The sequence below is a fragment of the Brevibacterium sp. genome, assembly GCF_022712115.1.
In the GTDB taxonomy this organism is placed as follows: Bacteria; Actinomycetota; Actinomycetes; order Actinomycetales; family Brevibacteriaceae; genus Brevibacterium; species Brevibacterium salitolerans.
The window spans coordinates 1-13242 of the sequence record NZ_JALAHB010000010.1; the positions used below are offsets into that span (position 1 = coordinate 1).

10 protein-coding genes are annotated in these 13242 nt (G+C 72.3%); 5 read left to right on the top strand and 5 right to left on the bottom strand.

Going from position 1 to position 13242, the window contains the following annotated elements:
• The coding region (locus Q0A33_RS00355; protein WP_291791479.1) for a DUF4097 family beta strand repeat-containing protein at positions 1-1177 on the top strand (1177 nt) is incomplete at its 5' end.
• Between the two features lie 21 nt (positions 1178-1198).
• On the opposite strand, the gene Q0A33_RS00360 is transcribed toward Q0A33_RS00355, so the two are convergent.
• Entirely contained in the window at positions 1199-1933 is a 735-nt protein-coding gene (locus tag Q0A33_RS00360; protein ID WP_291791482.1) for a pyroglutamyl-peptidase I, read from the bottom strand.
• Between the two features lie 65 nt (positions 1934-1998).
• Here Q0A33_RS00360 and Q0A33_RS00365 point away from each other — a divergent pair, with 65 nt between their 5' ends.
• On the top strand, positions 1999-3018 hold the full coding sequence (locus Q0A33_RS00365; RefSeq protein ID WP_291791485.1) for an NADP-dependent oxidoreductase: 1020 nt from the start codon (positions 1999-2001) through the stop codon (positions 3016-3018).
• A 55-nt stretch (positions 3019-3073) separates the two neighbouring features.
• On the opposite strand, the gene Q0A33_RS00370 is transcribed toward Q0A33_RS00365, so the two are convergent.
• Positions 3074-4177, bottom strand: coding sequence for an asparaginase domain-containing protein (locus Q0A33_RS00370; RefSeq protein ID WP_291791487.1), 1104 nt, complete (start codon positions 4175-4177; stop codon positions 3074-3076).
• Positions 4178-4313: 136 nt separating this feature from the next.
• Between Q0A33_RS00370 and Q0A33_RS00375 the strand changes: the two genes are divergently transcribed.
• Positions 4314-5390 (top strand): MBL fold metallo-hydrolase, encoded by a 1077-nt coding sequence (locus tag Q0A33_RS00375; protein ID WP_291791490.1) that lies wholly within the window; start codon positions 4314-4316, stop codon positions 5388-5390.
• A gap of 173 nt (positions 5391-5563) precedes the next feature.
• Here the strand turns inward: Q0A33_RS00375 and Q0A33_RS00380 are convergent, their stop codons facing one another.
• The 3 genes from Q0A33_RS00380 to Q0A33_RS00390 all read right to left on the bottom strand — a co-directional run bounded on the left by Q0A33_RS00380 (position 5564) and on the right by Q0A33_RS00390 (position 7521).
• Complete coding sequence (locus Q0A33_RS00380) at positions 5564-6028, bottom strand: hypothetical protein (RefSeq protein ID WP_291791493.1); 465 nt, start codon at positions 6026-6028, stop codon at positions 5564-5566.
• Complete coding sequence (locus tag Q0A33_RS00385; protein WP_291791496.1) at positions 6025-6660, bottom strand: hypothetical protein; 636 nt, start codon at positions 6658-6660, stop codon at positions 6025-6027. The genes Q0A33_RS00380 and Q0A33_RS00385 overlap by 4 nt, the downstream gene beginning before the upstream one ends.
• Before the next feature lie 114 nt (positions 6661-6774).
• A complete protein-coding gene (locus tag Q0A33_RS00390) occupies positions 6775-7521 on the bottom strand; it encodes a TetR/AcrR family transcriptional regulator (RefSeq protein ID WP_291791498.1) in 747 nt (248 codons plus the stop codon).
• Between the two features lie 246 nt (positions 7522-7767).
• Between Q0A33_RS00390 and Q0A33_RS00395 the strand changes: the two genes are divergently transcribed.
• Complete coding sequence (locus Q0A33_RS00395; protein ID WP_291791500.1) at positions 7768-10635, top strand: MMPL family transporter; 2868 nt, start codon at positions 7768-7770, stop codon at positions 10633-10635.
• The gene (locus Q0A33_RS00400; RefSeq protein WP_291791502.1) at positions 10635-13199 is read left to right on the top strand and encodes a YhgE/Pip domain-containing protein; all 2565 of its coding nucleotides are present in this window, start codon (positions 10635-10637) and stop codon (positions 13197-13199) included. Before Q0A33_RS00395 ends, Q0A33_RS00400 begins: the two co-directional genes overlap by 1 nt.
• The last annotated feature ends 43 nt before the right edge of the window (positions 13200-13242 follow it).

Here is a 13242-nt window from a genome sequence, read left to right on the forward strand (position 1 = left end):
ACCGGTCGCGGTGACGCGCGGCGGCCGCATCGCGGCCAGGACGCTCATCGCCGTGGTGGCGGTGCTCGCACTGGCCGTGCCGACTGCGGCGATCGGCGCGGGCGCGTACTTCCAGCTCAACCAGACCACGATCGAGCATTCCGCGGACCTCCCCGCGGAGGCCGCCTCCCTGCGGGTGGAGGCCTCCGACGCCGCCGTCTACGTCCAGGTGGACGACGAGGCGGAGGCGCCCCGGGTGGAGAGCCGCTACGAGGGGCGGAAGCGGGACATCCCGGCACCGGTGGTCACGGAGGACGGGGACCGGACGGTGGTCGACGTTCCTACGCCGGACGGCCCCACCACCTGGCTCCAGGGCTACGCGGAGATCACCGTGACCCTGCCGGGAGCGTATGCCGAGGGCCTCGACCTCGACGTCGCGACCAGCACCGGCATGGTGGACGTCTCCGGCGAGTACACGTCCGTGACGGCGAAGACGGAGACGGGCGCGGTGACCGCGGACGTCATCACCGGCACGGCGGATCTGTCCGCGGGCACGGGAGCCGTCGACGTCTGGGGCGGATCGATGGACGTCCTCCAGGTCTCCACCCGCACCGGTGCGATCTCCGTGAACGACGTACGTGTGAACTCGCTGCTGAAGGCGCAGACCCGCAGCGGGTGGATCGACCTCGGGCTCGACCCCGCCGGCGTGCCGGTGGACGGCGTGGAGGTCGCGGCCAAGAGCGGTGCGGTCACGGTGGAGGTGCCCCTGGAACAGGAGATCGCCGATCCGGACATCACCGGATACTCCGTGTCCGCGCAGACCCAGGTGGGCCGCAGCCGGGTGGAGATCGCCCAGCGCCAGCCGGGCGAGGGGATCCTCCCGCTCACGGTGAGCACCTCCAGCGGTGAGATCGCGGTGGAGTACACCGACGGCGAATACGACGCGGACGGTTCGGGCTGGGACGAGGAGTGGGACGACTCGGGCTGGGACGAGCAGCCCGGCGGCCCGTGGGACGACGGGGACCGGCAGCGCGGCCCCGGCCCGGGGGACGAGAGCCGGGACGGCGGTCCGGGTGCTCGCGAGGACCACGGCCGCGGTCCGGGAGCGGACCGGGAAGGCGATTCCGAGGAGGCGCCGGACGCGGGGAGCGGACCCCGTGCCGATGCCGCCGAGGATGAGGCACACGCCCAGACCTGATGCGCTGCGCAGGCGTCTGGGTCAGTCCTCCGCGCCCACGGCACCGCGGGCGGCTCCGGCCATCGGGGACCGCCCCGCGTGGTCCACGGCGGCGCGCACCGCCGCGAGGACACCGGCGTCGATGAGGTGCTGCGGCAGGGCGTGCTCCTCCGCCGCACCGCCGGCGGGGCTGCCACCGTCTTCCGCTGCACGCGGGACATGGACGAAGCCGGCGATCGGCGCCGGGGAACCGGAGGCGCCGATCGCCGCTGCCGCGTCCAGGCCTGCGAACATCACGGCGTTGCAGACGAAGGTGCCTGCCGAGTAGGAGACCGCTGCGGGCACGCCGGCCGCTCGCACGGCCTCGGCCATGGCGGCCACCGGGAGCGTGGAGAACCGTGCGGGCGGAGCACCTGCCACGAGCGGTTCGTCGATCGGCTGGGCCCCGGCGTTGTCCGGGATGCGCGCCTCCGCGAGGTTGACGGCGATGCGCTCCGGGGTGATCTCCGCGCGCCCGCCGGCCAGCCCCACGCACACGATCACGGCAGGTGAGGTCTCCGCCATGAGCTCACGCAGGCGGGCCTGGGCGCGCGCGTACTCGACGGGGAGGATCTCCGCCGTGAGGTCCGCGAGATCGTCCAGCTGCGTGCCGAGCGCACGGACCGCATGCTCCGAGGGATTGCCGGGGTCGCCGCCGAAGGGTTCGAACCCGGTGACCAGCACGCGTGGTCGTCCCGATGCGGCAGCGGCTCCGGGGCCCGGCGAGTGAGATGTCATGCAGCCAGGGTAGTCGTGCCGGGTAGTGTGAGGGGTGGCACCCGCACCCTCCGAGAGGAACGATGATGACCTCGACCTACCGCAGCTACCGGCTGGCCTCCCGTCCGCAGGGCGCACCCACGCAGGAGGACTTCGAGATCGCCGAGGCCCCGGTGCCGGAGCCGGGGGAAGGCCAGGCCCTGCTCCGCACCCTCTACCTCTCGCTGGATCCGTACATGCGCGGTCGCATGGACGACGCGAAGTCCTACGCCAAGCCCGTGGAGATCGGCCAGGTGATGGTGGGTGCCACCGTCTCCGAGGTCGTGGAGTCCCGCTCCGAGGCCGTGCAGGCCGGCGACGTGGTCCTGGGCTACGGCGGGTGGTCCGAGTACTCCGTGGAGGACGCCTCCACCCTGCGGGTGCTCGACCCGGACGCGGTTCCCGTCACCACGGCGCTGGGCGTCCTGGGGATGCCCGGCTTCACGGCGTACGCGGGGCTGCTGGCGATCGGCGATCCCAAGCCGGGTGAGACCGTGGCCGTCGCGGCGGCGACCGGGCCCGTGGGCTCCGCCGTGGGGCAGATCGCGAAGATCCGCGGCGCTCGCGCCGTGGGCATCGCGGGAGGCCCGGAGAAGGTCCGGCTGCTCGAGGAGCTGGGCTTCGACGCGGCTCTCGACCACCGTGAGGAGGATCTGCGCGGCCGGCTCAAGGCGGCTGCCCCGGACGGCGTCGACGTCTACTTCGAGAACGTGGGAGGTCACGTGTGGGACGCGGTCCTGCCGCGCCTCAACACCTATGCGCGCGTTCCCGTCTGCGGACTCGTCGCCGGCTACAACGGCACCGGCGCGCTCTCACCGGCCGGTTCCATGGAGCGCCTCATGCGGGCCGTGCTCACCAAGTCCCTCACGCTGCGCGGCTTCATCCAGACGGAGTTCGTGCAGACGATGCACGCGGACTTCCTCCGGGACATGACCGAGTGGGTCCGCTCCGGCCAGGTGAGGTACCAGGAGGACGTCATCGACGGCTTCGACGACGTGGTGGGTGCCTTCAACGACATGCTCGCCGGCCGCAACTTCGGCAAGACCGTCATCAAGGTCGCGGACTGAGAGGACCGGAGGGGCCGGGCTGCCCCCTGGCCCGTCTGCCCGGTTCTGCGCTGCTTCAGCGCAGCCACGCCGGGAAGTCCGTGCCGAACCGCAGTGCCAGCACGAGCGCCAGGCGTGCCTTGCGCGGGTGGAGCGTGCCCGCCGTGAGCAGGCCGCGGTTCAGCAGATCCAGCTCCGAACCCGGGTACCCGTAGGTGCGCTGGAGCGCGGCTCCCGCACCGGTGCGGGAGGCCAGCACCACGGGGATCCGCGCGGCGAGGGCGCCCCCGCGTTCGACCGCCCCCGCCGGCACGTGACCACCGCCCACACCCGCCAGTACGCACCCGGCGTATCCCGCGTGCGGGAGCGCGTCGAGGAGCGCGAGGTCGTCGTCCAGGCCGGCCTCGACGAGAGCCACGCGGGGCAGGGCCGCGCTTTCCTGCGGCGGTGCGTCGCCCGCTCCACTCGCAGCGGCTTCGGTGTGAGCTGAGGTGCCCGAGGCCTCGGCACCGTCCGGCTCCTCCGGCACCTGCCAGCCCGTCACCGCGCGCGAGGCCGCCGGCACGTGCGGGAGGATCACACAGTCCTCGGACACCCACCCCAGCGGCCCCTGGCCCGGACCGGAGGTGAAGGTCGCCACGGAGGTGGTGTGGGCCTTGACGACGGTGAGCGGATCGTGGAGCTCGTCCGCGAAGACCAGCACGGAGGCGAGCCTCCTCTCCGCTGCCAGCGCACGGATCTCAGGGCTGAGCGCGGCGAGTGCGGCGGCCCGGACGTTGGCGCCGCCGTCCGCGCCCGGCAGGGAGGGGTTGCGCATGGCACCGGTGACCGCAACGGGGATGCCGGAGTCGTTGAGGAGGGCCAGGACGAAGGCGGAGTCCTCGAGCGTGTCCGTGCCCTGGGTGAGGACGACGCCGCAGGCGCCCTCCGCAGCCGCCCGGCGCGCGGAGCGGACCACGGCCTCCAGGTGCGCCAGCGTGATGGAGCCGGAGCCCACTTGCGCGAGCTGCTCGAAGGTGACGTGGAGGCCGGGCGCCGCGGGGAGGTCGTCGAGCTGTGCGGCGGCCGCGATCTGTTCGGCGCCCACGGAGGGGACGACGCCTGCGGAGCCTGCGGAGGCGGTGGGGACCGAGGCGATGGTGCCGCCCAGGGCGATCACGTGGAGGCGGGGTGAGGACATGGGAGCGAGTGTATCGAGCGTGCGGGAGCGACCCGGCGGCAGCGGCGGAGCGAACGGCCGTTAAGGTGAAGCACGGCACAGATATATTCGGCACGGAGACGGGCAGGCCCGCTCTGCCATGAGGAGGACGCAGTCGATGAGCGCACATCCCGGGGACGCACAGTCCGACATCCATGCGCTGAGCGCAGTGCAGGCGCAGGCGTGGAAGGACCGGGTGATGCCCCCGCCGGAGCAGATCGCGGACGGCACCTGGGCCATTCCAGTCCCCATCCCGAACAACCCGCTCCGGTACACCTACTCCTATGCGCTCGCCGCGGACAGCGGTGTGGCGATCATCGATCCGGGCTGGGACGGGAAGGAGCGCCTGCAGGCGTTCACGGACGGCCTGGCGACGGCAGGGTTCGCGCTCCGGGACATCATCGGCATCACCGTGACGCACTACCACCGCGACCATCTGGGCCTCGTCCCCGCGATCCTCGCGGAGAACCCGGACGCGTGGGTGGCGCTGCACCGTCACGACATCGAGGCGGTCTCCCAGCTCATCTCGCAGGGCGGTGCGCCCAACGACGTGGTGGCCGACGGCGGCCGGCTGCTGGGCATCCCGGCCGAGCGCGCCGCGGAGTTCTCCGGCATCTTCACCTCACCGTCCTCGCAGCGCGGGGACAGCCCGATGGCCGGCTTCGCCTGGCCCGCGCACATCCTCACGGTGGACGAGGGCGAGCTGCTGCCGATCCCGGGCCGCAGCGTGCGCGTGATGTGGACGCCGGGCCACACCTTCGGCCACATCGCACTCCATGACGAGGCGCTCGGTGTGTTCTTCTCCGGTGACCACGTGCTGCCCAGCATCTCGCCGAACATCGGGCTGGACGTCACGTCCATCTCCCACAGCCTCGGCGACTACCTGGGCTCGCTCGAGCGCATGGGCCGCCTGCCGGAGACCACCGCCGTGGCACCCGCGCACGGCTACCGGTTCGAGGGTCTGCGGATCCGCGCCGATCAGCTCCGGTCGCACCACGACCAGCGTCTGGCCGAGCTGCGCGCACGTGCGGAGGAGACGGATGACCACTCCGTCTACTCGCTGTGCCAGGGAATGCACTGGGCGCGCGGCTTCGAATCGCTCACGGGCTTCCAGCTCTACGCCGCGCTCATGGAGACGGCGGCGCACATGCACTACGTCGGCTTCGCGGTGCCGGAGGTGGGGCAGCGGGGCTGAGCCCCGGCGCGGTGTTCGCTGTGCGCGTGTCGCGCAGGGATGGGCACGCATCGCATCGCGAGGGCACCCGCTTCTCATTCCAGGGACCCGGATATTCGCCGGATGAAGCGGGTGTCTGGGGAGAGAAGCGGGTGCCATGTACCGGCACCTGTGCGAGACCGCGGTCCCGGAGCTCAGCGGGACCGTGCCCCGCGGCTCCGCGAGAGGCGGCTCAGCAGGCGGCGGAGCACTGCCACGGCGGCCACTCCCAGCCCGATCCCCACGAGGTCGGCGAGCACGTCGAGGGGATCGCCGGTGCGGGCGTCGAGGAAGAACCCCTGGATCAGCTCGCTCGCGATCGCGTGTGCCGCGTTGAGGGCGAGCACCCAGCGCATGCGGATGCCGGCCAGCAGCGCCGTGGCCGTCACCGCGGCGAACGCCGCGGCGTGGAACACCTTGTCCGAATGCGGGAACGGTGCGGGACCGGAGTCACTGGGCGAGTACAGGCCGGTGAGCTGAACCGCGAGGCAGAGCAGGAGCAGGATCGCCCAGAGGGGGCGGGCGTCGCGGGGTCCTGCATCCGCGGGGTTCACCAGGGCCTCTGCGCGCTCGAGCGAGCAGGTGTCCTCCTCCCGCTTCTCCTGCTGTGCGATGCTCACTCCCCGCGTCCTTCGGAACCGCAGCGTCCTTCGGAACCGCTGCGCGGCGCGTCCGCACCGAGAGCCTCCTCCGGGGGGTCTCCCGCGGCGGTCGCCAGGGCGGAGACGAAGACCTCCCCGGTGCGCTGCCGGAGCGCCGTCATGAGGAGGGCCACGAGGGAGACGGTGACGGTCGGGGCACCCTCTGCGGGCGCTGCGCCCTTCCGGGAGTCCGCGTTCGCTCCGGGCCCGGTCTCCGTGCCGAGGGCCGAGTCAGCACCCGCGGCGGTGCGCACCTCCACGGCGGGCATGCCGTGCTCCGTGTCCTCGGGATCGAGCACCCAGGCACCGCCGAGGGTGCGGATGAAGGTCTCGCCCACGTACCGCATGAGGTCCTCGGACAGGCGCTGGTTGGCCGGCGCCGAGGCCATCGCGGGGGAGGCGAGCCGCGAGACCGCATAGGCCTCCACCCACGGCAGCGAGGCGGGGGAGAGGTCCTTGACGAACTCCTGCTCCGTCTCGCCCACCGTCACGGATGCGGGCAGCCCGGCGGAGACGAAGCTGCTCAGCCGTTCGGGCATGGTCGCGAGGAAGCGGTCGAAGGCCTCCTCGTGCGCAGTGCCGTCCGCGGGCGCTGTGGGGTCGTGCGTCATGGGGGACAGCCTAATCAGAGCAGGGAGGGTTCTGTCATCTTCCTGAGATGTCTTCTGCCTCGCACGGCATGGCGGGCCTCACAGCGGCCGAGGCGCCGAGGGCCCGTCGCCGGCTCAGTCCTCCTCGCAGGGGAAGCGGACGAACGCCATGAGGACCATGAGCAGCCGGCTGCTGTCCACCGTCACCTGCTCCGCGTCGGGATGGGCGGCCACGGCCTCGTCCGCGGCCACGTCGTGGCAGCCCTCGCAGATCATGATGAGATCGTCCGCGCTGATGAGGAGCCGTGCGCCGTGGGAGGAGAGCAGTGCTTCGATGACGGCCCGCAGCCGCCCCATGTGCACCTCCTGGACCTCGTCCATGCGCGCCTGCAGCGCCGGGTTCCGCAGGGCGTGCAGCCGGATCTCCCGCGCGGCGATGATCGCCGTCCGGGATTCGCTGAACGGCAGGCGGAAGTGGCTCAGCAGGTCGGACAGGATCGTCCGCTTCTCCTCCGGGGTGATCGGCTGTCCGGGTTTCACACAGGCGGTGCCCATACCCGTGGTGCTCACGTCTCCGGCATCGTCCGCAGACGCGGTCCCGGCCGCGGGCGCCAGCCCGCCGGCGCTCCCCGCGTCCGTCCCGCTCATGCCCGCCAGCAGCGCGTTCGCCCCTGCGGCGACCGCGGCGAGCACCTGGTCGATGAGGTCGAGCACCAGCTCGTCCTTCGACGAGTAGTTGGAGTAGAAGGCACCGCGCGTGAAGCCGCCCTCCTCGCATATCTCCTCGATGGAGGCTCCGGCCACGCCCTGACGGGCGAACACCGTGGTCGCCGCGTCGCGCAGGGCGGCCCTGGTCCGCAGACGCCGGTCGCTGATGGTCACTGTCCTCTGTTCTCCTCTTCTGCTCCGTCTCCGGCCCGGGCGGACGGTCCTCGCAGGGGCCGGGAGCCCCGCACCTGCCGATCCTCGCACGAGCGCGCCGCCGTCTCGGTTTGCTTCTGCAGGACGGAACCGTAAGAATACAGCAGTGTATCCGATACAGTCCTGTATCGAACCCGAACGACCGCGCCGCTCAGCCTCCGGGCTCCGGCCGGCCCCCGCTCCACCTCCCGTGCGAAAGGGCTCCGCGTGTCCTCCTTCCTCTACGACCTCGGCCGGCAGGCCTTCAGGAAGCGCAAGACGGTCGTCGCCGTCTGGCTCGCGATCCTCGCGGTGGTGGCCGGGCTCGTCGCCGCCTTCGCGGAGGACTTCAACGACGACTTCGCCCTGCCCGGTGCGGAGGCGCAGGACGCGCTGGACGCCATGCAGCTCACGTTCCCGGAGATGTCCGGCGCGAGCGCACAGGTGATCGTCGTGGCGGCCGACGGCGACGACATCACGCAGGATCCCTACGCCGGACGCATCGAGGAGGCCGTCGACGAGATCGCGGACCTGCCCCACGTGGAGACGGCGGCCTCGCCCTACGACGACATGATCGACGGCGCGGTCAACGACGACTCCACCGCCGCGCAGATCTCCGTGCAGTACGACGCCGGGCTCGAGGACCTCCCCGCGGACGAGGTGAAGGACGAGCTCGCGGCCGCCGTGGACTCCCTCGCCGCGGATCTGCCCGCCGGGTCGCAGGCCTCACCCGGCGGCGAGCTCTACCAGGTCACCGGCGTCCACGTCTCCCTCGTCGAGGCGCTGGGCGTCATCATCGCCTTCGTCGTCCTCTTCCTCACCCTCGGCTCCCTGCGCGCGGCCGGCATGCCGCTCGTCACCGCGCTCACGGCGGTGGGGATCGGTCTCCTGCTGGTGGTCCTCTCCACCGCTTTCTTCACCGTCAACGCGACGACGCTCATGCTCGCGCTCATGCTGGGCCTGGCGGTGGGCATCGACTACGCGCTGTTCATCGTCTCCCGTCACCGCCGCTTCATGGCGGAGGGCTGCGATGCGGAGGAGGCGGCCGCGCGCGCGAACGCGACCTCCGGCTCCGCCGTGGTGTTCGCCGGCGTCACCGTCATGGTCGCGCTCACCGGTCTCGCCGTGGCGGGGATCCCGTTCCTCTCCGTCATGGGCATCGCCGCCGCGGGCACCGTGGGGATCGCGGTGGCGGTCTCGCTCACCATGCTGCCCGCGCTGCTGGGCTTCGCCGGCGAGCGCATGCGCCCCAAGGTCCGTGCCGGTTCCGCAGGCACGGACCCCGCGCCCGAGGCCGCCGCGAGCGCCGGTGCCCCCGTCCCGACGGGCGCACCGGCCTCGGGCGTCCATGCGGATCCTGCCGCCACCGCTTCTGCCTCCGGCAGCCCGGCCCAGCCGGCCTCGGGCGAGGGCGCCGCCCCGCGCTACCGCGGCATGCAGCGGTTCTATGCGGGCTGGGTGCGCGCGGCCATCAAGGTCCCCGTGCTCACCATCGTGCTCATCGTCGTGGGACTGGGCCTCTTCGCCTTCCCGGCCTCCAAGCTCGCGCTCGCCCTGCCCAACGGCGGCGGCGCGGAGGAGGGCACCCCGCAGAAGGTCGCCTACGACCTCATCGAAGAGGAGTTCGGCCCCGGCTACAACGGCCCTCTCGTGGTGAAGGCGGACATCCTCTCCTCCGCGGACCCGCTGGGCGACATGGACGCGCTCGCGGACGAGATCGAGGACGTCGAGGGCGTGGAGACGGTGGTGCTGTCCACCCCCAACCGCAATGCGGACACCGGCATCGTCCAGGTCATCCCCACCACCGCGCCGGACGACCCGGCCACGGAGGACACCGTCGAGCGCCTGCGCGCCCTCGAGCCGCACTTCATGGACGAGTACGGTTTCGCCACGGCCGTCACCGGCGCCACCGCGCTCGCCATCGACGTGAGCACCCAGCTGGGCGGGGCGCTGCTGCCGTTCGGCGTCTTCGTGGTGGGCTTCTCCCTCGTCCTGCTCATGGTGGTGTTCCGCTCCATCGTGGTGCCGATCAAGGCGACCGTGGGCTTCCTCCTCTCCGTCGTCACCGCCTTCGGCGCCGTGGCACTGGTGTTCCACGAGGGCTTCCTCGCCGGTCCGCTGGGACTCACGGAGACCGGCCCGGTCATCAGCTTCCTGCCCATCATTCTCATGGGGATCCTGTTCGGCCTGGCGATGGACTACGAGGTCTTCCTCGTCACCGCGATGCGCGAGGAGTACGTGCACGGTGCGGACGCGCGGACCGCGATCGTCAAGGGCTTCGTCGCTTCGGCCTCCGTCGTGGCCGCCGCCGCGGTCATCATGTTCGCGGTGTTCTTCGCGTTCGTGCCCACGGGTGAGCCGATCATCAAGGCGATCGCCCTGGGCCTGGCGGTGGGCGTGTTCACGGACGCGTTCATCGTGCGGATGACGCTCGTGCCCGCCGTGCTCGCGCTGCTGGGCGACTGGTCGTGGAAGCTGCCGCGCAGGCTGGAGAAGATCCTCCCGCACGTGGATGTGGAGGGCGAGGGGCTCGTGCACCAGGTGGAGCTGCGCGACTGGCCGCACCCGGACGCAGACTTCGCCGCCTACGGCGAGGGGCTGCGGATCGACCATGCGGACGGCACCTCCGTCTACCGCGACGTGGACGTGGCCGTGCGGCCAGGTGAGGTGCTCACAGCCACCGGCCGCGGCTCCTCGGCGCTGCTGCTCACGCTCTCCGGGCGGATCGCGCCGGATGCCGGGCGGCTGAAGATCGGCGGGATGGTGGTGCCGGAGGAGAGCCGCAAGATCCGCCGCGAGGTCCCCTTCCTCACCCTCGACTCCCCGGAGCCGGAGTTCATCGCCGATGCGGCCACACTGCGCGCCGCCGCGGCGAACCCGCCGGACCTGCTCATCCTCGACCACGCGGACAGACCCCAGGACAGGGAGGCCGCCGAGGCGTGCGCACAGCTGGTGCGCGCCGCACTGGAGCGCGGCAGCGCGGTGGTGCTGGGGCTTGTCGACCCGGACGCGGACTGGATGATCCCGGCCGGCGCGCAGTACACGCAGATGGACCTTGAAGCAGAACTGCTCTCTCAGCACGGAGGTGCGCACTGATGGCGACGTTCGAACGCGCGGACACGGCGCGCAGGGCCTCCTGGATCACCGTCCTGGGCCTCATCCTGGTGCCGGTGCTCATCGCCGCCGGCTTCGTCTTCGCGACCTGGAAGATGGGGGACCGGCTGGACCGGGTGGACGCCGCGATCGTCAACACCGACGAGGGCGCGGAGATCGACGGGCAGACGGTGCCGCTGGGCCGCCAGCTCGCCGCCGGTCTGGTGGACAGCGACTCCGCGGACAACATCTCCTGGAAGCTCTCCGACTCCGAGGACGCCGAGGAGGGGCTGGCGGACGGCCGCTACGCCGCGGTCGTGACGATCCCGGAGGGCTTCTCTGAGGCCGTCACCTCCTCCGGCGACGACGATCCCATGCGCGCCCGTCAGGCCACGCTGGACGTGAAGAGCTCCGCTTCCTCGCCGCTCCTCGACTCCGCCATCGCGCAGGCCGTCACCTCTGCCGCGACCTCGCAGTTCAACGCGATGTGGTCGCAGAACTACCTGGACCAGGTGTTCGTGGGTTTCACGGACATGGGCAAGCAGATGCGCGAGATGGGCGACGCGGCGGACGAGCTCGCGGACGGCGCCGGCGAGCTCGACAGCGGTGTGGGCGAGCTGGCCGAGGGCAGCGAGGAGCTGAGCGCGAACAGCAGCGAGCTCACGGACGGGTTCGGCCAGATGCGTAGCGGCGTGGGCGATCTGGCCGACGGCGCCTCCGGCCTGGCCGACGGCGCGCGGCAGGCCGGCGACGGAGCCTCGGAGCTGGCCGACGGTGCCGACGGGCTCGCGGACGGTGCCGGCCAGCTCTCCGACGGGCTCGACCTCATGTACAACGGTGAGAACGGTTCGCCGGGTGCCAAGGATCTGCCCGACCAGACGAAGGAGCTCGCGGACGGGGCCTCGCAGGTCTCCGACGGCGCCTCGGACCTCTCCGAGGGCGTGGACGCCTATACGCAGGGCATCGACGGAATCGTCGAGGGCCTGGCAGGTGACGGCTCAGGCGACGGCGGCGGCCTCGGCGAGCTCGCGGACGGCGCGGATCAGGTGGCGACGGGTGCCCGCGGAGTCTCCGACGGCCTCGGCGAGTACCAGGGTCAGCTGGAAGACGGCGCCGCCGGTGCCGGGCAGCTGGCGCAGAACCCCGGCTCCACCTCGCTCAGCGGCCTCGCACAGCAGGGGATCCTCACCTCCGAGCAGGCGAGTGCGCTGCAGTCGCAGCTGGACGAGGTGTGCGCCGCCGACGACTCCGGGCAGCTGTGCGCGCAGCTGGAGCCGCTGCTGGTCGCCTCCGCGGCCTCGGGTGCGGCCACCGGTCTGGGCACCGGTGCTGCCGGGCTGGACCAGGCGGACCCGGCGACCGGGATGTCTCTCAAGGATGCCGCGGCGGGCACGGCGGACGGTGCCGAGGGCGTGGCCGACGGAGCACAGCAGGCCGCGGACGGCTTCACCGAGCTCGAGGAGCAGGCGCCGGAGCTGCTCGAGGCCTCGCAGGGGCTGCGCGACGGAGCCTCCGGGCTGGCCGACGGCACCGGTGAGCTCGCGGACGGCACGGGACAGCTTGCCGATGGCATGGGTCCGCTGGCCGACGGCATCCGCGACGCCGGATCAGGGGCCTCCGATCTGGCCGACGGCGCCGGGCAGCTCTCCGACGGCGCCGGTGAGCTTGCCGAGGGCATGACCCCGCTGGCCGACGGCGCCACGCAGCTGGCCGACGGTGCGGGCGAGCTCGACAGCGGCATGGGCGAGTTCGAGGACGGCCTGGGGCAGTACACGGACGGCGTCTCCCAGCTGGCGCAGGGCGTGGACCAGCTCTCCGAGGGCACCGGTCAGCTGGCCGACGGCACGCAGGAGTTCTCCGACGGGATCGCCGAGGGCGCGGACGAGGTGCCGAGCTACAGCGCGCAGGAGCGCGACAACCTCTCCGAGGTGGTCGCGGAACCGGTCGCGGGAGACGGCGAGGGCTTCAGCGGCCTGGCGCAGAACTCCACCATCGCGATGCTCGTCATCATGGCGATGTGGATCGGCGCGCTCGTGACCTACACCGTGCTCCGCGCGGTGCCGGCCAGGGCGCTGACCTCCCGCACCTCCTCCTGGGCGGTCCTCGGCAGGGGCATGGTGCCGGGGCTCCTCGTGGGTGCGGTGCAGGCCGTGGTGCTCACGGTGCTCGCGGTCGCGGTCCTCGACATCCCGCTCTTCGAACTGGGGCCGCTGGTCTGCCTGCTGCTGTTCGCCGCGTTCGTCTTCACCCTCGTGAACTTCGCGCTCACGGCCTGGCTGGGCGGATTCGGCCGGATCCTCTCCGTCGCGGCGGTGGTGGCCGCCGTGGCGGGCAGGCTGTTCAGCGCCACGCCGGCCTGGTTCGACGCGCTCGCGCCGCTCCTGCCGCTCACTCCGGCGATGAACGGCATGACCGCGCTGGCGGCGGGCACGCCGGGGCTGGGTGCCGCCTTCGGCGGGCTGCTGGGCTGGGGCGTGCTGGGCGTCATCGGTGCGGTCACGGCGGTGGTGCGCAGCCGGGTGGCCGGCAGTGCGGGCCTCGCACGGCTCTCCCGCTCCGGAGCCTGAGGACGGCGGAGCTCCCCGGCTCCGGAGCGGGAGAGCCGTGCGA

Coding starts and splice junctions, on each gene's coding strand:
- Q0A33_RS00365 (WP_291791485.1), top strand. CDS start 1,999: ATGACCTCGACCTACCGCAGCTACCGGCTGGCCTCCCGTCCGCAGGGC.
- Q0A33_RS00400 (WP_291791502.1), top strand. CDS start 10,635: ATGGCGACGTTCGAACGCGCGGACACGGCGCGCAGGGCCTCCTGGATC.
- Q0A33_RS00370 (WP_291791487.1), bottom strand. CDS start 4,177: ATGTCCTCACCCCGCCTCCACGTGATCGCCCTGGGCGGCACCATCGCC.
- Q0A33_RS00375 (WP_291791490.1), top strand. CDS start 4,314: ATGAGCGCACATCCCGGGGACGCACAGTCCGACATCCATGCGCTGAGC.
- Q0A33_RS00360 (WP_291791482.1), bottom strand. CDS start 1,933: ATGACATCTCACTCGCCGGGCCCCGGAGCCGCTGCCGCATCGGGACGA.
- Q0A33_RS00385 (WP_291791496.1), bottom strand. CDS start 6,660: ATGACGCACGACCCCACAGCGCCCGCGGACGGCACTGCGCACGAGGAG.